Annotated in this window: 20 protein-coding genes; 6 read left to right on the forward strand and 14 right to left on the reverse strand. The window is 68.0% G+C overall.

Features of this window, described 5'->3' with window-relative positions; genetic code table 11:
* Positions 1 to 27: 27 nt before the first annotated feature.
* Genes rlpA through FOC67_RS21245 form a run of 8 tightly spaced genes read right to left on the reverse strand, consistent with a single transcriptional unit; the run spans position 28 to position 7,932 of the window.
* A complete protein-coding gene (rlpA, locus tag FOC67_RS21210; RefSeq protein ID WP_003093184.1) occupies positions 28 to 1,053 on the reverse strand; it encodes a septal ring lytic transglycosylase RlpA in 1,026 nt (341 codons plus the stop codon).
* The gene (mltB, locus tag FOC67_RS21215; protein ID WP_003132500.1) at positions 1,050 to 2,072 is read right to left on the reverse strand and encodes a lytic murein transglycosylase B; all 1,023 of its coding nucleotides are present in this window, start codon (positions 2,070 to 2,072) and stop codon (positions 1,050 to 1,052) included. Before mltB ends, rlpA begins: the two co-directional genes overlap by 4 nt.
* A gap of 8 nt (positions 2,073 to 2,080) precedes the next feature.
* Entirely contained in the window at positions 2,081 to 3,184 is a 1,104-nt protein-coding gene (gene rodA, locus FOC67_RS21220; RefSeq protein WP_003114090.1) for a rod shape-determining protein RodA, read from the reverse strand.
* Positions 3,185 to 3,215: 31 nt separating this feature from the next.
* Complete coding sequence (gene mrdA / locus FOC67_RS21225; protein ID WP_003093191.1) at positions 3,216 to 5,156, reverse strand: penicillin-binding protein 2; 1,941 nt, start codon at positions 5,154 to 5,156, stop codon at positions 3,216 to 3,218.
* Between the two features lie 12 nt (positions 5,157 to 5,168).
* A complete protein-coding gene (gene rlmH, locus FOC67_RS21230; protein WP_003093193.1) occupies positions 5,169 to 5,636 on the reverse strand; it encodes a 23S rRNA (pseudouridine(1915)-N(3))-methyltransferase RlmH in 468 nt (155 codons plus the stop codon).
* Between the two features lie 7 nt (positions 5,637 to 5,643).
* On the reverse strand, positions 5,644 to 6,000 hold the full coding sequence (rsfS, locus tag FOC67_RS21235) for a ribosome silencing factor (protein ID WP_003100305.1): 357 nt from the start codon (positions 5,998 to 6,000) through the stop codon (positions 5,644 to 5,646).
* A 22-nt stretch (positions 6,001 to 6,022) separates the two neighbouring features.
* Positions 6,023 to 6,667 (reverse strand): nicotinate-nucleotide adenylyltransferase, encoded by a 645-nt coding sequence (nadD, locus tag FOC67_RS21240; protein ID WP_003110376.1) that lies wholly within the window; start codon positions 6,665 to 6,667, stop codon positions 6,023 to 6,025.
* Positions 6,667 to 7,932, reverse strand: coding sequence for a glutamate-5-semialdehyde dehydrogenase (locus FOC67_RS21245; protein WP_003132497.1), 1,266 nt, complete (start codon positions 7,930 to 7,932; stop codon positions 6,667 to 6,669). Before FOC67_RS21245 ends, nadD begins: the two co-directional genes overlap by 1 nt.
* 297 nt (positions 7,933 to 8,229) lie before the next feature.
* On the opposite strand from FOC67_RS21245, the gene FOC67_RS21250 reads away from it, so the two are divergent.
* A complete protein-coding gene (locus FOC67_RS21250) occupies positions 8,230 to 9,453 on the forward strand; it encodes an alpha/beta fold hydrolase (protein WP_009313362.1) in 1,224 nt (407 codons plus the stop codon).
* A 7-nt stretch (positions 9,454 to 9,460) separates the two neighbouring features.
* Here FOC67_RS21250 and FOC67_RS21255 read toward each other — a convergent pair whose 3' ends face one another.
* The gene (locus FOC67_RS21255) at positions 9,461 to 10,318 is read right to left on the reverse strand and encodes a class I SAM-dependent methyltransferase (protein ID WP_003132493.1); all 858 of its coding nucleotides are present in this window, start codon (positions 10,316 to 10,318) and stop codon (positions 9,461 to 9,463) included.
* Between the two features lie 63 nt (positions 10,319 to 10,381).
* On the opposite strand from FOC67_RS21255, the gene FOC67_RS21260 reads away from it, so the two are divergent.
* Together FOC67_RS21260 and FOC67_RS21265 are read left to right on the forward strand one after the other, a co-directional pair.
* Positions 10,382 to 11,101, forward strand: a complete 720-nt coding sequence (locus tag FOC67_RS21260) for a DNA-3-methyladenine glycosylase (RefSeq protein WP_003110373.1) — start codon at positions 10,382 to 10,384, stop codon at positions 11,099 to 11,101.
* A complete protein-coding gene (locus tag FOC67_RS21265) occupies positions 11,098 to 12,411 on the forward strand; it encodes a bifunctional DedA family/phosphatase PAP2 family protein (RefSeq protein WP_009313361.1) in 1,314 nt (437 codons plus the stop codon). Before FOC67_RS21260 ends, FOC67_RS21265 begins: the two co-directional genes overlap by 4 nt.
* A 10-nt stretch (positions 12,412 to 12,421) precedes the next feature.
* Here the strand turns inward: FOC67_RS21265 and FOC67_RS21270 are convergent, their stop codons facing one another.
* From FOC67_RS21270 to FOC67_RS21280, 3 genes are read right to left on the reverse strand one after another with little or no spacing between them, the layout of a single operon-like run.
* Positions 12,422 to 13,015, reverse strand: coding sequence for an LON peptidase substrate-binding domain-containing protein (locus FOC67_RS21270; protein ID WP_003093212.1), 594 nt, complete (start codon positions 13,013 to 13,015; stop codon positions 12,422 to 12,424).
* 19 nt (positions 13,016 to 13,034) lie between these two features.
* A complete protein-coding gene (locus tag FOC67_RS21275; protein WP_003093214.1) occupies positions 13,035 to 13,745 on the reverse strand; it encodes an LrgB family protein in 711 nt (236 codons plus the stop codon).
* A complete protein-coding gene (locus FOC67_RS21280) occupies positions 13,745 to 14,107 on the reverse strand; it encodes a CidA/LrgA family protein (RefSeq protein WP_003100294.1) in 363 nt (120 codons plus the stop codon). Before FOC67_RS21280 ends, FOC67_RS21275 begins: the two co-directional genes overlap by 1 nt.
* A 193-nt stretch (positions 14,108 to 14,300) precedes the next feature.
* Between FOC67_RS21280 and FOC67_RS21285 the strand changes: the two genes are divergently transcribed.
* The 3 genes from FOC67_RS21285 (at position 14,301) to FOC67_RS21295 (ending at position 17,374) form a co-directional block, all read left to right on the forward strand.
* Complete coding sequence (locus FOC67_RS21285) at positions 14,301 to 14,756, forward strand: MaoC family dehydratase (RefSeq protein ID WP_003093220.1); 456 nt, start codon at positions 14,301 to 14,303, stop codon at positions 14,754 to 14,756.
* A 190-nt stretch (positions 14,757 to 14,946) separates the two neighbouring features.
* Positions 14,947 to 16,686: a C13 family peptidase gene (locus FOC67_RS21290; RefSeq protein ID WP_003118249.1), complete on the forward strand. Its 1,740-nt coding sequence runs from the start codon at positions 14,947 to 14,949 to the stop codon at positions 16,684 to 16,686.
* 46 nt (positions 16,687 to 16,732) lie between these two features.
* Positions 16,733 to 17,374, forward strand: coding sequence for an oxidoreductase (locus FOC67_RS21295; protein WP_003093223.1), 642 nt, complete (start codon positions 16,733 to 16,735; stop codon positions 17,372 to 17,374).
* Positions 17,375 to 17,393: 19 nt separating this feature from the next.
* Here the strand turns inward: FOC67_RS21295 and FOC67_RS21300 are convergent, their stop codons facing one another.
* The gene (locus tag FOC67_RS21300; protein ID WP_023094415.1) at positions 17,394 to 17,687 is read right to left on the reverse strand and encodes a YceK/YidQ family lipoprotein; all 294 of its coding nucleotides are present in this window, start codon (positions 17,685 to 17,687) and stop codon (positions 17,394 to 17,396) included.
* Positions 17,671 to 18,300 carry a flavin prenyltransferase UbiX gene (ubiX, locus tag FOC67_RS21305; protein ID WP_003093227.1) on the reverse strand — a complete coding sequence of 210 codons (630 nt, stop codon included), beginning with the start codon at positions 18,298 to 18,300 and terminating at the stop codon, positions 17,671 to 17,673. The genes FOC67_RS21300 and ubiX overlap by 17 nt, the downstream gene beginning before the upstream one ends.
* Positions 18,301 to 18,308: the final 8 nt, after the last annotated feature.

Here is an 18,308-nt window from a genome sequence, read left to right on the forward strand (position 1 = left end):
GCGGGAATTCCCTGCGTGAGTAGGCGCTCAGTCGGGGCGTACCAGCGTCGGCTGGCCAAGGTTGGCCACGCGGATGCTGTCCTGGGTGCGGCTAACCTCGTCCGCCGAACCGATCGGTCCCAGCCGCACCCGGTGCAGAATCTGCTGGTTGCGTACGACCGAGCTGATAAACACCGGCGCAGCCGTCACGCCGCTCAGCTTGGCCTTCAGCAGCTCCGCCGCATCCGGGTTGGCGAAGGCGCCCACCTGGAGATACAGGCCATCGGCTGGTAATGAAGCGTTTTTTTTTGAGTCGATCTGCACCGGCAGCACGGCGGCCGCGTGCTGCGCCGGCGGCGGGGTGTAGGTCTCGATCGGCTGGGCCATCGCCACCGCCTGAGTTTGCGTCGCAGCGGGGGCCTGGGCCACCGCCTGCTTGGGCTGCGCCAGGACCATCGGTGCCGGCCGGCCGCGCTGGGCCCACCACTGCACCGGGTCGATGCCTTCGACCTTGACCCGCGCGGTGCCGGTCTCGGCATAGCCGAGCTTCTTCGCCGCGGCGAAGGACAGGTCGATGACCCGGTCGGAATAGAACGGGCCGCGGTCGTTGACGCGGACGATCACGCTCTTGCCGTTGTCCAGGTTGGTCACCCGCACGTAGCTCGGCAACGGCAGGGTCTTGTGCGCGGCGGTCATGCCGTAGAGGTCGTAGGTCTCGCCGTTGGCGGTGGCCTGGCCGTGGAACTTGGTGCCGTACCAGGACGCGGTGCCGACCATCCGGTAGGCCCGCGCATCGTTCATCGGGTAGTAGGTCTTGCCCAGCACGGTGTAGGGATTGGCCTTCACCGAACCGTTGTGCGGCATCGGCACCGCATCGGGGATCCGCGACACGTCGACGTCCCACCAGGGGGCGCCGTCGCGATGCGGACGGGAATAGTCGCCCGGCCCGGAAATGCCCGCCTGCCTGGCCGGCTGCTGGGGCGCCTTGCTGGAGCAACTGCTCAACAGCACGGCCGCCAGCCCGAGGCCGCAGACGGCGGGCAGGATCAGGGAGGAGCGGACACGCTTGCTCAATGGGCACCTCGCGCGCGGGCAATCTCGCCCGCCAGCTGATAAACCGCCATGGCATACATGGCGCTGCGATTATAGCGGGTGATCACGTAGAAGTTCGGCAAACCGACCCAATACTCGATGCCCTTGTCGCCGACGAAACGCATCGCCGTGACCTTCTGGTCGTCGCGCAGCGCATCGTGGGTGCGCCAGCCGCGGGCACGCAGCTCGCCCAGGCTCATGGTCGGGTCGACGCCCCTGGTCACCGCGCTCTCGGCGCTCTCGTCGTTGATCTCGGCCACCGAGACCACCGGCTCGCCGGTGACCCAGCCGTGCTGCTTGAAGTAGCTGGCGACGCTACCGATGGCGTCGGTCGGGTCGCTCCAGATATTGATGTGGCCATCGCCGTCGAAGTCCACCGCGTAGGCGCGGAAGCTGCTCGGCATGAATTGCGGCAGGCCCATGGCGCCGGCGTAGGAGCCGGTCAGGCTGAGCGGGTCGACCTGCTGTTCGCGGGCGAGCAGGAGGAACTCGCGCAACTCCTTGCGGAAGAAGTCGGCCCGCGGCGGGTAGTCGAAGCCGAGGGTGGACAGCGCGTCCATCACCCGGTAGCTGCCGGTGTTGCGGCCGAAGAAGGTTTCCACGCCGATGATCGAGACGATGATCTCGGCCGGCACGCCGTATTCCTTCTCTGCCCGCGCCAGGTCTTCGGCATGCTTGTTCCAGAAGTCGACACCACGACTGATGCGCGCGTCGCTGATGAAGATCGGCCGGTATTCCTTCCACTGCTTGACCCGCTCGGCCGGGCGCGAGATCGCATCGAGGATCGACTGCTTGCGGTTCACGTCGCGGAACAGCCCCATCAGCTGCTCTCCGGCGAAGCCGTAGTCGCGGGTCATTTCGCTGACGAACTCGGCCACTTGCGGCGAGCCGTCGTAGTCCCCCGCCTGGGCCGCCCCGGACAGGCCAATGACGCCGGCTACGCCGACCCATTGGACGCCCCTGGCCGCCCATGTACGCAGTACTTGCATTGCGTTCTTCACTCTTGGTCTCAAACCTGGGCGATCCACTTCCGATGGGTATGGATCGACATCAGAACCCCGAACCCTGACAACAGGGTAACCAGCGAAGTTCCGCCATAACTAATGAAAGGCAGCGGTACCCCCACCACCGGCAACAACCCGCTCACCATACCGATATTCACGAAGACATAAACGAAAAACGTCATGGTGATGCCACCGGCCAGCAGTTTGCCGTAGAGCGTCTGCGCCTGGGCGGTGATCACCAGGCCACGACTGATCAGCAGCAGGTAGAGCACCAGCAGCAGGCAGACGCCGACCAGGCCGAACTCCTCGCCGAGGACCGCAATGATAAAGTCGGTGTGGCTTTCCGGCAAAAAATCCAGGTGCGACTGGGTGCCCAGCAGCCAGCCCTTGCCGAATACCCCGCCGGAACCGATGGCCGCCTTAGACTGGATGATGTTCCAGCCGGTGCCCAGCGGGTCGCTTTCCGGGTCGAGGAAGGTCAGCACCCGCTGTTTCTGGTAGTCGTGCATGATGAAGAACCACATCGCCACTGCGATCGGCACCGCCGCCGACACCGCGCCGACGATCCAGCGCCAGCGCAGGCCGCCGACGAACAGCACGAAGCCGCCGGAAGCGAGGATCAGCATGGCGGTGCCGAGGTCGGGCTGTTTCAGGATCAGCACGAACGGGGTGATGATGATCGCCAGGCTGATCACCATGTGCTTGAGCCCCGGCGGCAGGTTGCGCTTGGACAGGTACCAGGCCACCGTCATCGGCATCAGCAGCTTCATGAACTCCGAGGGCTGGAAGCGGATCACCCCGGGGATGTTGATCCAGCGCGTCGCCCCCTTGGCGTCGTGGCCGATCACGTCGACCACCACCAGCAGCGCGACCCCCACCAGGTAGCCCAGCGGCACCCAGCGGGCCATGAAGCGCGGCTCGATCTGGGCGATGACCACCATCATGCCCAGTCCCAGGCCGAACGAGGTGGCCTGCTTCATCAGCATGTCCCAGCTCTTGCCGCTCGCCGAATAGAGGACGAACAGGCCGGTGGCGCCGAGGATCAGCAACAGCAGCAGGAGAATCCCGTCGATGTGCAGGCGCTGCAACAGGCTGGCGCGCCGGCGCATCACGTCTTCGTTGGACAGGGTGCGGTCGAAGTTACTGTTCAAGGGCGGGCGCCTCCGGCTCGGCTGCCGTGGGTTCGGGCTTGGCCACCGCCGCCGCGAGCGGCGCGACGGGTTCCGCGTATTCGGCCTTGAGCTTGCCGTGCTCGTCGAGCAGCCAGGCGTCCATCACCTGCTTGACCACCGGGGCGGCGACGCCGGAGCCGGACTCGCCGTTCTCCACCATCACCGCCACCGCGATCTGCGGGTTGTTGGCCGGCGCGAAGCCGACGAACAGGGCGTGGTCGCGGTGCCGCTCGAGCAGCTTGGAGCGGTCGTAGCGCTCGTTCTGCTTGATCGCCACCACCTGGGCGGTACCGCTCTTGCCGGCGATCAGGTAGGCCGAGGTGGCGCCAACCTTGCGCGCCGTGCCGCGGGCGCCATGCACCACCTGCTGCATGCCGTAGTCGACGCGGTCCCAGTTGGCCGGGTCGCGCAGCACGATGTCGGGCATCGGGTCGGGGTCGACCGGCGGCTGGCCGTCGATGGTCTTGGCCAGGTGCGGGCGGATCCAGTGGCCCTTGTTGGCCAGTAGCGCGGTCATCTGCGCCAGTTGGATCGGCGTCGCCTGCATGTAGCCCTGGCCGATGCCGAGGATCAGGGTCTCCCCCGGGTACCAGACCTGGCGGCGGGTCTTGCGCTTCCATTCGCGCGAGGGCATCAGCCCGTCGGCTTCGCCGAACATGTCCAGGGCGACTTTCTGGCCGAAGCCGAAGCGGCTCATGAAGGCGTGCAGGCGGTCGATCCCCAGCTTGTGCGCGAGGTCGTAGAAATAGGTGTCGTTGGACCGGTAGATCGCCGACTCCAGGCTCACCCAGCCATCGCCGTAGCGGTTCCAGTTACGGTACTTGTGGTCGTAGTTGGGCAACTGGTAGTAGCCGGGGTCGAAGACCCGCGAGGTCGGCGTGACCACCCCGGCGTCGAGGCCGGCCAGTGCCACCGCCGGCTTCACCGTCGAGCCCGGCGGATAGAGCCCGCGCAGGACGCGGTTGTACAGCGGCCGGTCGATGGAGTCGCGCAGCTCGGCATAGGCCTTGAAGCTGATGCCGGTGACGAACAGGTTGGGGTCGTAGCTCGGCTGGCTGACCATCGCCAGCACGTCGCCGGTGGACGGCTGGATCGCCACGATGGCGCCCCGCCGCCCGGCCAGGGCGTTCTCGGCGGCCTCCTGCAGGCGGCTATCGATGCTCAGGACGATGTCCTTGCCGGGAATCGGGTCGGTGCGCTTGAGCACCCGCAGCACCCGCCCGCGGGCGTTGGTCTCGACTTCCTCGTAGCCAACGGTGCCGTGCAACTCGCTCTCGTAGAAGCGCTCGATGCCGGTCTTGCCGATATGGTGGGTGCCGCTGTAGTTGATCGGGTCGAGGTTCTTCAGTTCCTGCTCGTTGATCCGCCCGACGTACCCGACCGAATGGGCGAAGTGCTCCTTCAGCGGGTAGTGGCGGACGAACTGGGTCGCCACGTCGACGCCCGGCAGGCGGAACTGGTTCACCGCGATGCGGGCGATCTGTTCCTCGTTGAGTTCGAACATGATGGGAACCGGCTCGAACGGACGCCGCCCCTGCTTCATGCGCTTCTCGAAGATGGCCCGGTCGTCCTCGGTCAGGCCGAGGATCTCCACCAGCGTGTCGAGGGTCTTCTGCAGGTCCTCGGTGCGTTCGCGGGTGATGGTCAGGCTGAAGCTCGGCCGGTTGTCGGCGATGATCACGCCGTTGCGGTCGAAGATGATCCCGCGGGTCGGCGGGATCGGCTGCACATGGACCCGGTTGTTCTCCGACAGCGTCGAATGGTACTCGTACTGGGTCACCTGCAGGTGGTACATGCGCGCCACCAGCACCAGGGTCAGCAAGACCACCGCCACCGCCCCGACGATGACGCGCCGACGCACCAGGCGGGCGTCTTTCTCGTGGTCTTTCAGGTGGATCGGCTGCGGCATCGGGACTGGGGACTATTTGTGGTAGGGGTGCCCGGACAATACGGTCCAGGCCCGGTAGATCTGCTCGCCGACCAGGATCCGCACCAACGGGTGCGGCAGCGTCAACGGCGACAGCGACCAGCGCTGCTCGCTGCGCGCGCAGACCTCCGGCGCCAGCCCTTCCGGGCCGCCGACCATGAGATTCACGGTGCGTGCGTCGAGACGCCAGCGATCCAGTTCGCGAGCCAGTTGCTCGGTGCTCCAGGGCCGACCTTCGACCTCCAGGGTCACCACCCGTTCCCCCGGCTGCACGCGCGCCAGCATGGCCTCGCCTTCCTGACGGATCAGGCGTGCCACGTCGGCGTTCTTGCCACGGGTGTTGAGCGGGATCTCCACCAGTTCGAGGGACAGCTCGGCCGGCAGGCGCTTGACGTACTCCTGCCAGCCTTCCTCGACCCAGCGAGGCATGCGCGAGCCAACCGCGATCAGGCGCAACCGCATGCCGGCGTCACTCTTCCGGCTGGTGCTGGGCGCGGCTCTGCTCGGCGCCCTGCCACAGGCGCTCCAGGTCGTAGAACTGGCGGGTCGCCGGGAGCATCACGTGGACCACCACGTCGCCCAGGTCGAGCAGCGCCCATTCGCCGGACTCCAGGCCTTCGCTGCCCAGGGGCTTGACGCCGTTTTCCTTGGCCTTGGTCAGGACGTTGTCGGCCAGCGACTTGACCTGGCGGCTAGAACTGCCGCAGGCGATCACCATGTAGTCGGTGACGCTGGTCTTGTCCCGCACATCGAGAGTCACGATGTCCTGGGCCTTGAGGTCTTCCAGGGCATCGATGGCCACTTGGACGAGTTGTTCGGTTTGCATTGAGTCGGTCTCTGTTTCTTTATCAGTGTGGCGCACGATACAGGTGGTGCGCCTCGATGTAGTTCAATACCGCGTCCGGCACCAGGAAACGCACGGAGCGCCCGGCACCCAGCAGCGCACGGATCTGGGTGGCGGACACCGCCAGCGGCGTCTGCCAGACGAAGGTGATCTGCCCGCCCGGCCCTTTCAGGGCCTGCGGGTCGGCCACGCTCCGCGCCGCCAGCAGGTCGCGCAGCGACTCCGGCGGCTCGCTGTCGGCATCCGGACGCTGCAACACGACGATGTGGCAGTGATCCAGCAACGCCTCCCAGCGGTGCCACGTCGGCAAGCCGCAGAAGGCATCCCAGCCGATCAGCATGAACAACTGGTCGTCGGCCGCCAGTTCCGCCCGCACCGACTCCAGGGTGTCGATGGTGTAGGACGGCTTGTCGCGCTTCAGTTCGCGGGGATCGACCGTCAATCGCTCGACTCCCGCCACCGCCCGCTCGACCATCGCCAACCGCTGCGCGGCCGACACCTGCGGGGTTTCCCGGTGCGGCGGCCGCGCATTGGGCAGCAGGCGCAGTTCGTCGAGGGCGAACTGCTCGGCCATTTCCACGGCGCTGCGCATATGTCCGATATGCACGGGGTCGAAAGTGCCGCCGAACAGGCCGATACGTTTGCCCATCAGGTGCGCACGTGACCGTCGCCGAAGACGACGTACTTCTCGCTGGTCAGGCCTTCCAGGCCGACCGGGCCGCGGGCGTGCAGCTTATCGGTGGAAATCCCGATCTCGGCGCCGAGGCCGTACTCGAAGCCGTCGGCGAAGCGGGTCGAGGCGTTGACCATCACCGAAGCGGAATCCACTTCGGCGAGGAAACGCCGCGCATCGCTGAAGTTCTCGGTAATGATCGCGTCGGTGTGCTGCGAGCCGTAGGTGTTGATGTGCTCGATCGCCGCGTCCAGCCCGTCGACGATGCGGATCGACAGGATCGGCGCGTTGTACTCGGTACGCCAGTCCTCCTCGGTAGCCTCCAGCACGTCTGCGCCGAGCAGCGCGCGGGTCGCGGCGTCGCCGCGCAGTTCCACGCCCTTCTCGCGGTAGATCGTGGCCAGCGGCGGCAGCGCCCGCTCGGCGATACCGGCATGCACCAGCAGCGTCTCCATGGTATTACACGGCGCGTAGCGCTGGGTCTTGGCGTTGTCGGCGACGCGAATCGCCTTGTCCAGGTCGGCGGCGACATCGATGTAGACGTGGCAGATGCCGTCCAGGTGCTTGATCACCGGCACCTTGGCCTCGCGGCTGATGCGCTCGATCAGGCTCTTGCCGCCGCGCGGGACGATCACGTCGACGTATTCGGGCATGCTGATCAGCGCGCCGACCGCGGCGCGGTCGGTGGTTTCCACCACCTGCACGGCGGCGGCCGGCAGGCCGGCCTCGGCCAGGCCCTGCTGGATGCAGCGGGCGATCGCCTGGTTGGAGTGGATCGCCTCGGAGCCGCCGCGCAGGATGGTCGCGTTGCCGGACTTCAGGCACAGGCTGGCGGCGTCGATGGTCACGTTCGGCCGCGACTCGTAGATGATCCCGACCACGCCCAGCGGCACGCGCATCTTGCCGATCTGGATGCCCGAGGGCACGTAGCGCATGTCGCGGATCTCGCCGATCGGGTCGGGCAGCGTGGCGACCTGGCGCAGGCCCTCGATCATGTCGTCGATGCGCGCCGGGGTCAGCGCCAGGCGGTCCAGCATCGCCGGCTCCAGGCCATTGGCCCGGCCGGCAGCGAGGTCCTGCTCGTTGGCGTGGGACAACTCCGCGCGGGCGGCGTCCAGCGCATCGGCCGCGGCCAGCAGGGCGCGGTTCTTCTGCGCGGTGGCGGCGCGCGCGAGCAACCGCGAGGCGGCGCGGGCATCGCGGCCCAGGCGGCTCATATAGTCGAGGACGGACTCGGTCATGGTCTCGGCATCTGGCGTCAGGGAAATGCGCGATTATAGCGAGCCAGCCCCGGCGCGCCCAGCCGCAACAGCCGGTCGGTAGACAGTGCGTTCTGCGGCCCCCGGCGGTAACGCGGCGGCCCCGCTGCGCCTGGGCCTGTGCGCGAGACGGTGACACCCGGGCGCAGGCGCCGGCCGAAGGATAGGTAAACAAAATTGCTACCTCTGTTTACCTTCGAAGCGAGCCTGGCCGCTGCCACCCACCGGCACCCGCTCGGCAGAACAACAATAACGACGCACACACCGCGGGGCCTCGCCATGCGCTACCGTACCGACTACAGCGCGCAGTCGCTGAGCAGCGAACCGGATATCCTCTTTCTAGACGGCTGGCAACTGCGCTACCAGGCCTTCGCCGCCCGCGCCGACGACCCGCGCCCGCCGGTGCTCCTGCTGGGCGGCGCCTTCCAGAGCTTCCGCTCGTTCGCCGGCGAGGTCAGCGAACTGCTCGCCGAGCACCCGGTGATCCTGCTCGACCTGCCGAGCCAGGGCGGCAACCTGCAACTGGCGGCGGAACTGAGCCTGGAAGACCTCGCCGACCTGATCGCGGCCTTCGCCGAACGGCTCGGCCTGCCGCCGTTGATGCCCATCGGCCTGTCCTACGGCTCGGCCCTGGCCGCGCTGTTCGCCGCCCGCCATCCGCGCCGCTGCGCGCGCCTGCTACTGGCCGGCATCACCGCATTCGGCCGCCCCGGTGCGCGGCTGCTGCTGGAAGAAGCGCTGGCCCGGCTCGACGAGGGCGACCAGAGCGCCTTCGCCCACGGCGTACTGACCGGCCTGATCAACCCGCTACAGCTGGAACGTACCGGCGTCTCCCCGGTATTTCGCAAGGCCATGCTGCGCCAGTTGCAACGCCTGACCGTGGCGGAGATCGAACGCTACCGGCAGAATAGCCGGCGCCTGCTGGCCTTCGGCGGCTTCGAGCGGCACCCGACCTGCCCGACCCTGGTACTCGCCGGCGAGTACGACCATTTCACCCAGCCCTGGGAACATGCGGTGTTCGCCCATGCCTGCGGGAACGCCGAGTTCGCCCTGATCCACGACGCCGACCATCTTGCCCAGTTCGAACGACGCGAGGCCTGCGCCCGGCTCTACGGCCCGTTCCTGCGCGGCGAGGCGCTGCCGGAGCGCGCCGAGGGCAGCACGCGGATCCCGCGCACGCGCCTGCTCGGCCTGGAGCGACGCTTCGAGGTCCGCCATCGGCCAGCCCAGGGGCACGCTCGGCTGGAACATCCGCAGCTCGGCGTCTATGCGGTGGAACTGGTGGAACTCGGCTATTTCGGCGGGCGGCTGCACGCCGAGCTGCCCGAATCCCGCCCGCAACGCGGCTGGCGGTTGTGCTACGACGGCCTGGCGGACTTGGACATCCTGCCCCTGCGTTCGACCGCCGGCGGCTTCGCCTTCATCTTCCCGCACTCCGATCCGGCGGCCAGCGCCGGACTGGCCGACCTCCTCGCCGCCTGGCAGCGAGCGGAGGTCGCCTGAAAGGCGGCTATGCCGTGCGGCTTTCGATCACCCGCACCAGGCTCGGCAGGCGTCCCTGCGGCAAGCCCAGGGCGGCGCCTTCGCGCTGCGGGTCGAGCACCAGGGTGGAGGCAAAGCCGCAGCGGGCGAAGGCCGCCTCGATTTCCGCGGCATTGCGGTAGTGCAACGGATAGCTTCCCCGCGTCAGCCGCCCGATGATCCCCACTCCCCAGCGGATCTGCCGGTAGCGCGGGTGCTCGCGGAGATCGGGATAGAGGTCGGTCAGGTAAGTGCCCTGGGGAAAGCGTTTAAGTTCGGTCGCCAGGCGACTCCAGAAGGCCTCGATCACCGGGCGCTGGAAATAGTTCACCAGCCCCTCGGTGATCACCACCAGCGGGCGCTCGCGGTCGAGCCCGGCGAACAGCGCGGCGAGGCTGCGCTCGCCGTCCTCGGCGAGGATATCCACAGCCGCCACCGCGTGCTCCGGACCCAGCCAACCCTGATCGCGAAGCAGCGCCGCCTTGCGCGCGGCCATCGGCGGCAGGTCGGCCTCCAGGTAGCGCAACTGTGGATAGCGTTGCCGGAAGCGTCGCCCGCGCGGCGAGAGCCCGCAGGCCATTTCCACCACCTGGACCACTCCCTCGCGTTCGACGGCCTGGGTCAGGCGCGCGTCGATCATGAGGTGTCTTTGTAACAGGAAATCCTCGATGTTCAGCCCGAAACCGAGCTGCGCGCCCCAGTTGATCGGCGCGACGAAGCCGTGTACCCAGCGGCCGAAGACGGTGGCGAAGGCCGGTTCGGCGAGTCGATGGCGGAACCAGACGTAGCCAGTGTAATGGGCGCTGGGCGTGATGTGGGCACTGTCGACACGCTCTCGTTCAACCATGATTCAGGCTCTTGTTGTTATCATTCGCCAGCCTATGACTGCCATGGTCCCAGCGACAATCCCATGTCCCGCGATCCCATCCTTAGTTTGCCCTGGCCCGACGCCCGGCCACTCCCCGACACCTTCTTCGACCGCGATGCGTTGCTGGTCGCCCGCGAGCTGCTGGGCAAGGTGATCCGCCATCGCCAGGGCAATCTCTGGCTGGCGGCGCGAATCATCGAGACCGAGGCCTACTACCTGGAGGAGAAAGGCAGCCACGCCTCGCTCGGCTACACCGAGAAGCGCAAGGCACTGTTCCTCGACGGCGGGCACATCTATATGTATTACGCGCGCGGCGGCGACTCGCTGAACTTCAGCGCCGGCGGGCCGGGCAATGCGGTGCTGATCAAGTCCGGCCATCCCTGGCTGGATCGCATCAGCGACCACGCGGCGCTGGAGCGGATGCAGAGCCTGAACCCGGACAGCCAGGGCCGGCCCCGCGAGATCGGCCGCCTGTGCGCCGGCCAGACCCTGCTGTGCAAGGCCATGGGGCTGAAGGTGCCGGAGTGGGACGCACAGCGCTTCGATCCGCAGCGACTGTTCGTCGACGATGTCGGCGAGCGCCCCAGCCAGGTGATCCAGGCCGCTCGGCTGGGCATTCCGAAGGGGCGCGACGAACACCTGCCGTACCGTTTCGTCGATGCCGCCTTCGCCGCCTTCTGCACCCGCAACCCACTGCGCCGCGGCCAGGTCGCCGGGCGCGACTATCATCTACTCGGACACCAGGACCCGCACCTGCAATGAGTCTCGACAGCTTCAACGCCTGGATGGCCGCCAACCCCGAGTGGCTGGGGCTGGCCATCTTCCTCATCGCCTTCCTCGAATGCGCGGCCATCGTCGGCATCGTCCTGCCCGGCGTGGTGCTGCTGTTCGGCGTCGCGGTGATCGCTGGCAGCGGCGCCCTCAGCCTCGGCGAAACCCTGCTGCTGGCCTACGCCGGCGGGGTGCTGGGCGACCTCAGCTCGTACTGGATCGGCCGCCGCTTCCACCAGAACATCCGCCGCCTACCCGGCCTGCGCAGCCATCCGCAGTGGATCACCGCCGCCGAGGTGTACTTCGAGCGCTACGGTATCGCCAGCCTGCTGGTCGGCCGCTTCATCGGCGCCCTGCGGCCGATGCTGCCGATGGTCGCCGGCATGCTCGACATGCCGTTCGGCCGTTTTCTCGGCGTTTCGCTGATTGCCGCCGCCGGCTGGGCGGTCGCCTACCTGTTGCCCGGCTGGGCCACCGGCGCAGCCCTGCGCCTGCCGTTGCCGGAAGGCTTCTGGAGCGAAGCCGGGATCGTCGCGGCCTGCCTGGCGGTGCTGGTCGGCGTGGTAGTCCAGGCCAGCCTGCGACGCAAACGCTGGGCAACCGCTGTGGCGGCCGCGCTGAGCCTGGTCCTGCTGCTGGCGATGACCGTCGCCTGGCCGTACCTCCAGGACCTCGACCAGGGCCTGATGACGCTGGTCCAGGAGCACCGCAACGCCGACCTGAACCCGGTGATGGTGGTGGTCACCCGGCTCGGCGATTTCCGCACCCAGTTCATCGCCGGCGCGCTGCTCGGCGGTATCCTCCTGCTGACCCGGCAATGGCGTCCGGCCATCTTCGCCATCGGCACCCTGGTGGGTACCGCGCTGGCCAACCAGACCCTGAAGACCCTGTTCGCCCGCGCCCGCCCGGAAGTGCTGGCCGAACCGCTGAGCAGCTTCAGCTTCCCCAGCGGGCACAGCTCGGCGTCCTTCGCCTTCTTCCTCACCCTGGGCGTCCTCGCCAGCCGCCAGCAACCGCCGCGCTGGCGCCTGACCTGGGTACTGCTGGCGGTGATCCCGTCGCTGAGCATCGCCCTGTCGCGGGTCTACCTTGGCGTGCACTGGCCGTCGGACATCGTCGCCGGCGCCCTGCTCGCCACTACGGTCTGCGCCGCCAGCCTGTGGCTGAGCCAGCGCCGCGAGTCGCTGCCGGCGCTGCCGCAACGGGTCTGGTGGCTGCTGTTGCCGGTCTGCGTGGCGACCCTGGCGATCGCCGCCGGCTGGGCCCTGCCGGAAGCCATTGCGCGCTACCGGCCGCTGTGAGGGTTGGCGCTCAGTCGATACCCAACTCGCCCTGCAGGTGCTCCAGCAGCACCTGGATCCGCGCCAGTTGCATCTGCGCGTCGGGCAGGGCGAGCAGTTCGAGCTTGCGTTCGGTATCGAACGGCAGCAGGTAGGCCAACTGGTTGGCCAGGTCCTGCTGGCCGCCGGGCTCGCCGCCCATCTCCAGCGCGGCCACCATCGGATGCTCGGCCAGCACGCTGAGCAACGCGGCGAGATCGTTGTGTTCGTAGGTCAGGGGTTGCTCCGGCAGGTCTTCGAACCACTCGATCTCGCCAACGCTGAGCTGGTCGGCCTGGACCTCCACCGACAGCACCTGGAAACGCCGACCGCCCTCCACGCGGATGCCCAGCAGGCCGTTCGGGCGCTGCTGCCAGTCGCGGACCGAGGCCTCGCAGCCGACCATCGCCAGGCGGCTCGGCGCTTCGCCGACCTCCCGCCCTTCGCCGATGGTCACCACGCCGAAACCGGTGCCCTGCTTCATGCAGCGGCTGATCATGTCCAGGTAGCGCGCCTCGAAGATCTGCAGGTCCAGGCGGCAACCGGGGAACAGCACGGCGTTGAGGGGAAACAACGGCAACTTCATCGCGACTCCTCGGGCATCGTCAGGCAACCAGCGCTACCGCCAACGGTAGCAGCACTGCGGTGGCAACGCCCATCAGGCTCATCGCCAGGGCGGCGAAGGCGCCGCACTCCTCGCCTTCCTGCAAGGCCCGCGAAGTGCCCACCGCGTGGGCCGTCATGCCCAGCGCCATGCCCTGCGCGGCGGGGTGCCGGACGCCGATGGCGCGCAGCAGCTCCGGCCCGAGGATCGCCCCGAGCACCCCGGTGATCAGTACGAACACGGCGGCCAGCGCCGCCACGCCGCCGATCTGGCTGGCCACCAGCATGGCGATCGGCGAGGTCACCGACTTCGGCGCCATGCTCATCAGCATCCGCGGCTCGGCACCGAACAGCCAGCCGAATGCGATGCCCAGCACCGTCGCCAGCGTACCGGCGACCACCAGGGTCAGCAGGGTCGGCCAGAACAATTGGCGGATACGCCGCAGGTTGAGGAACAGCGGCACCGCCAGGGCCACCGTGGCGGGGCCGAGGAGAATGGTCAGGACCTTGGCGCTGGCACTGTATTCGTCGTAGTCGATGCCGCAAAGCAGCAGTACGCCGATCACCACCAGCATCGACACCAGCACCGGCTGCAGGAACACCCAGCGGGTCCGTTCATAGGCGGCCAGGGCCAACTGGTAGGCGCCCAGGGTCACGCCGACGCCGAACAGCGGATGGTGGATCACCGCCTCGAGGGCGGCCTGCCAGGCCATCAGGACTCCTCCCGGCGACGTTGCTGGCGATCGATGAGCTTCTGCATCATCCAGCCGGCGAACAGGAACGACAGCACCAGCGACAGTACCAGCGCGCCGACGATGGCCCAGAAGTCGGCGGCGATCTCCCGCGCATAGGCCATCACCCCGACCGCCGCCGGCACCAGCAGCAGCGGCAGGTAGCGCAGCAACGAGCCGGCCGCCTCGTTGACCGGCTTGCCGACCTCGCCACGCGCCAGGAAATAACCGAACAGCAGCACCAGGCCGATGATCGGACCGGGCAGCATGGGCAACAACAGAACGTTCAGACCTGTGCCGAGCAACTGGAACAGCACCAGCCAGGTCAGACCACGAAGCAACATGGGCACCTCCAGCAAGGGCCGACCATTATGCCCAGCCCGCCGGGACATTGGCACGCTCCTCGCCTATCCATCAGTCGCAGTCGCGGCACCGCATGACGCGATATTCGCCAGGCCGATGGTTTCTTGACCCGGTCGCCAACGCGTGCTGATCTTCCTGCACCATGAGAACAACAGCCATCCTCCCGGAGGACTTATGCCATTCGTACCCGTAGCAGCGCTCAAGGACTATGTCGGCAAGGATCTCGGCCATTCCGAATGGCTCACCATCGACCAGGAGCGGGTCGACCAGTTCGCCGAATGCACCGGCGACCACCAGTTCATCCACGTCGATCCGGAGAAGGCGGCGAAGACGCCCTTCGGCGGCACCATCGCCCACGGTTTCCTGTCCCTGTCGCTGATCCCGAAGCTGATGGAAGGCCTGCTGGTGCTTCCCGAAGGACTGAAGATGGCGGTCAACTACGGCCTCGATACGGTGCGCTTCATCCAGCCGGTGCGGGTCGGCTCGCGGGTCCGCCTGGGCCTGACCCTGCTCGACGTCAACGAGAAGAATCCCGGCCAGTGGCTGATCAAGGCGCGCGCCACCCTGGAGATCGAAGGCCAGGAGAAACCCGCCTACATCGCCGAGACCCTCAGCCTCTGCTTCGTCTGAGCCCGCCCCAGCGAGCGCTGCCGTTCGCTTGACGGCCAGGCGCCTTCGCGCCCCTCTCCCCCCTTCCAAAAGCCCCCGCTCGCGGGGGCGCTCTGGGCCGGCAGGGAAATACCCTACTGCCAGGCAACGATTTTTCCGCCACACTGTCTCCCCTCCACCCTCGGACCGAACCACTCATCGGGAACGCCGCATGCTTCGCCCCGCCAGGTCTCTCTCGCTCTGCTCCGCCCTGGTCATCCTGCTCGCCGCCTGTGGCGAGGGCGAACCGCTGCTCCCGGCCGATGCGCGCCTGCCGGACGGCGCGCGCTATCGCGGCGAGCTGGTGGACGGGCGCCTGGAAGGCCAGGGCCGGCTGGACTACGACAACGGCGCCTGGTACGCCGGCCGCTTCGAGCATGGCCTGCTGCACGGCCATGGCACCTGGCAGGGCGCCGACGGCAGCCGCTACAGCGGTGGCTTCGCGGCCGGCCTGTTCGACGGTCAGGGACGCCTGGCGATGGCCGATGGCAGCGTCTACCAGGGCGGCTTCCGCCAGGGCCTGTTCGATGGCGAAGGCAGCCTGGAACAACAGGGCACTCGCTACCGCGGCGGTTTCCGCAAGGGCCTGTACAGCGGCCAGGGCACGCTGGACGGCAGCGATGGCAGCCGCTACCAGGGCAGCTTCCGCCAGGGTCGCCTGGAAGGTGAAGGCAGCTTCAGCGACAGCCAGGGCAACCAGTACGCCGGTACCTTCCGCGACGGGCAACTGAACGGCAAGGGGCGCTGGAGCGGGCCCGATGGCGACCGCTACGTCGGCCAGTTCAAGGACAACCAGTTCCATGGCCAGGGGCGCTACGAAAGCGCCAGCGGCGATGTCTGGATCGGCCGCTTCAGCGAAGGCGCGCTGAACGGCCCCGGCGAGCTTCTCGGCGCCGACGGCAGCCGCTACCGCGGCGGTTTCCAGTTCTGGCGCTTCCATGGCCAGGGCCTGCTCGAACAACTGGACGGCACCCGCTACGAAGGCGGCTTCGCCGCCGGCGCCTATGCCGGCCAAGGCACCCTGGACCGCGCCGACGGCAGCCGTGAGCAGGGACTCTGGGCCGACGGCAAGCGCATCCGCGACGCCGCCGGCAAGGCCCTGCCCGACACCCTGGAAATCGGCCTGTTGGCCCAGGGTCGCCTGCTCGACGAAGAACTGCGCAAGATCCCGGCCTCGACGCCGGCCAGCGAACTCTATGCCCTGAGCCTGGGCGGCGATGGCCGCCAGGGCGTGTTCCTGCGCGAGGCCGATTACGCCGGCGACCTGCTCGGCCAGCGTTTCGCCGCTCGTGGCGTGATTCGCCTGGTCAACCACCGCGACCACTTCGGCGACCGCCCGCTGGCTACCCGGGAAAGCCTGTCCCGCGCCGTGCGCACCCTGGCCGAACGCAGCGGGCCGGAAGACCTGGTCTTCATCTACCTGACCAGCCACGGCTCCAGCGACCACCAGTTGGCCCTGGACATGCCCGGCCTGAACCTCGGCGACCTGCCGGCCGCGGAACTGGCCGAACTGCTCGCGCCGCTGCGCCAGCGCGACAAGGTGCTGGTGGTATCGGCCTGCTACAGCGGGGGCTTCATCCCGCCGCTGAAAGACGAACGTACCCTGATCCTGACCGCCGCGCGTGCCGACCGGGTCTCGTTCGGCTGTTCCGACGACGCCGACTTCACCTATTTCGGCCGCGCCTTGCTGGCCAATGCGCTGAACCGCACCGACGATCTGTCCAAAGCGTTCGAACTGGCGAAAGAGGAAGTGCGTCAAAGGGAGAAGGAGGAAGGTTTCGAAGCTTCGGAACCGCAAGCCTGGTTACCGGAACGCGTGCTCGCGCACTGGCGGACGCTGCGGGGGCAGCAAGCCGAGCGCGCGCTCGCGTCCCGGGAAGGAAAAACCGGCGAGGGCGCGGCGGGCAAATAGATACGCCGCGCACTACGCTCATTGGTGTGGAAGGGGAGAAACACACATGCACTCGACGCCCAAGCGCGTTCTGCTCGCCGGCGCGACCGGTCTTACCGGCGAGCACCTGTTGGATCGGATATTGAGCGAGCCGACCCTGGCCAAGGTCATCGCCCCTGCCCGCAAGGCGCTGGCCGAGCATCCGCGGCTGGACAACCCGGTCGGCCCGCTGGCCGAGCTGCTGCCGCAACTCAACGGCAGCATCGATACCGCCTTCTGCTGCCTCGGCACCACGATCAAGGAAGCCGGCTCGGAGGAGGCCTTCCGCGCGGTCGATTTCGACCTGCCGCTGGCGGTGGGCAAGCGCGCGCTGGAGATGGGCGCCCGGCATTACCTGGTGGTCAGCGCCCTGGGCGCCGACGCCAAGTCGTCGATCTTCTACAACCGGGTCAAGGGCGAACTGGAGCAGGCCCTGCAGGAACAGGGCTGGCCACAGCTGACCATCGCCCGGCCATCGCTGCTGTTCGGCCCGCGCGAGGAATTCCGCCTGGCCGAGATCCTCGCCGCGCCGATCGCCCGCATCCTTCCCGGCAAGTACCACGGCATCGAGGCCTGCGACCTGGCCCGCGCGCTCTGGCGCCTGGCGCTGGAGGAAGGCAAGGGCGTGCGCATCGTCGAGTCCGACGAACTGCGCAAGCTGGGGAAATGAGCCGCGGGCGGGTCCCGCCCTACATGCCGCCGCTGACGCCGAGGTTGAGGCCGATGGCGGTGGCCAGCGAGAACGGCAGCAACAGGGTGTCCAGCAGCGCGCTGCCCGGCAGGTCGAGCCCCGGATGGGCCGGCGCCTCCGCGCCGAAGCGTTCCATTGGGCAGCAGCCGCCGTGCAGGCTGTACCAGTCCAGCCGGGTGCCGGCGTAGACCACCGGCGCCCCTGGCTTGGCCGCATCCAGGGTGCGCACGGTGGCGCAACCGCCCAACTGCACCGCCAGGACCAGTAGCAGCACCCTACTCGTCGCTGACAAGGTGCTGTTCCCCCCAGCGCGGCAGCATGTCCTGGGGAATCCCCAGGGTGTTGAGGATTCGCGCGACGACGAAGTCCACCAGGTCCTCCACCGATTGCGGCTGGTGGTAGAAGCCCGGCGCCGCCGGCAGGATCACCGCGCCGAGGTTGGACAGCTTGAGCATGTTTTCCAGGTGGATACTGGAGAACGGCGCCTCGCGCGGCACCAGCACCAGCGGCCGGCGCTCCTTCAGGGCGACATCGGCGGCGCGCTCGATGAGGTTGTTGCAGGCCCCCGTGGCGACCGCCGACAGGGTGCCGGTGGAACACGGGCAGATCACCATGGCATTGGGCGCGCTGGAGCCGGAGGCCGGCGGCGCCATCCAGTCGTTCTGGCCGAACACGCGGATCTGTCCGGCGGCGGCACCGCAATATTCGGTGAGGAAGGCCTGCATCGCCTGCGGCTTGGCCGGCAGGGCCACGTCGGTCTCGGTGGCCATCACCAGTTGCGCGGCCTTGGAGATCAGGAAGTGCACCTCGCGCTCTTCCTGCACCAGGCAATCGAGCAAGCGCAGGCCGTACTGGGCGCCTGAGGCGCCGGTCATCGCCAGGGTAATGCGTTCCGGACCGCTCATCGCGCCCC

Source organism: Pseudomonas sp. FDAARGOS_761, assembly GCF_013343155.1.
In the GTDB taxonomy this organism is placed as follows: domain Bacteria; phylum Pseudomonadota; class Gammaproteobacteria; order Pseudomonadales; family Pseudomonadaceae; genus Pseudomonas; species Pseudomonas aeruginosa.

Bases quoted from the DNA above. Each gene is read 5' to 3' on its own strand.
- rodA (WP_003114090.1), bottom strand. From the start codon at position 3,184: ATGCGCCGGCGCGCCAGCCTGTTGCAGCGCCTGCACATCGACGGGATT.
- mrdA (WP_003093191.1), bottom strand. From the start codon at position 5,156: ATGCCGCAGCCGATCCACCTGAAAGACCACGAGAAAGACGCCCGCCTG.
- rlmH (WP_003093193.1), bottom strand. From the start codon at position 5,636: ATGCGGTTGCGCCTGATCGCGGTTGGCTCGCGCATGCCTCGCTGGGTC.
- rsfS (WP_003100305.1), bottom strand. From the start codon at position 6,000: ATGCAAACCGAACAACTCGTCCAAGTGGCCATCGATGCCCTGGAAGAC.
- nadD (WP_003110376.1), bottom strand. From the start codon at position 6,667: ATGGGCAAACGTATCGGCCTGTTCGGCGGCACTTTCGACCCCGTGCAT.
- FOC67_RS21245 (WP_003132497.1), bottom strand. From the start codon at position 7,932: ATGACCGAGTCCGTCCTCGACTATATGAGCCGCCTGGGCCGCGATGCC.
- FOC67_RS21250 (WP_009313362.1), top strand. From the start codon at position 8,230: ATGCGCTACCGTACCGACTACAGCGCGCAGTCGCTGAGCAGCGAACCG.
- FOC67_RS21255 (WP_003132493.1), bottom strand. From the start codon at position 10,318: ATGGTTGAACGAGAGCGTGTCGACAGTGCCCACATCACGCCCAGCGCC.
- FOC67_RS21260 (WP_003110373.1), top strand. From the start codon at position 10,382: ATGTCCCGCGATCCCATCCTTAGTTTGCCCTGGCCCGACGCCCGGCCA.
- FOC67_RS21265 (WP_009313361.1), top strand. From the start codon at position 11,098: ATGAGTCTCGACAGCTTCAACGCCTGGATGGCCGCCAACCCCGAGTGG.
- FOC67_RS21270 (WP_003093212.1), bottom strand. From the start codon at position 13,015: ATGAAGTTGCCGTTGTTTCCCCTCAACGCCGTGCTGTTCCCCGGTTGC.
- FOC67_RS21275 (WP_003093214.1), bottom strand. From the start codon at position 13,745: ATGGCCTGGCAGGCCGCCCTCGAGGCGGTGATCCACCATCCGCTGTTC.
- FOC67_RS21280 (WP_003100294.1), bottom strand. From the start codon at position 14,107: ATGTTGCTTCGTGGTCTGACCTGGCTGGTGCTGTTCCAGTTGCTCGGC.
- FOC67_RS21285 (WP_003093220.1), top strand. From the start codon at position 14,301: ATGCCATTCGTACCCGTAGCAGCGCTCAAGGACTATGTCGGCAAGGAT.
- FOC67_RS21290 (WP_003118249.1), top strand. From the start codon at position 14,947: ATGCTTCGCCCCGCCAGGTCTCTCTCGCTCTGCTCCGCCCTGGTCATC.
- FOC67_RS21295 (WP_003093223.1), top strand. From the start codon at position 16,733: ATGCACTCGACGCCCAAGCGCGTTCTGCTCGCCGGCGCGACCGGTCTT.
- ubiX (WP_003093227.1), bottom strand. From the start codon at position 18,300: ATGAGCGGTCCGGAACGCATTACCCTGGCGATGACCGGCGCCTCAGGC.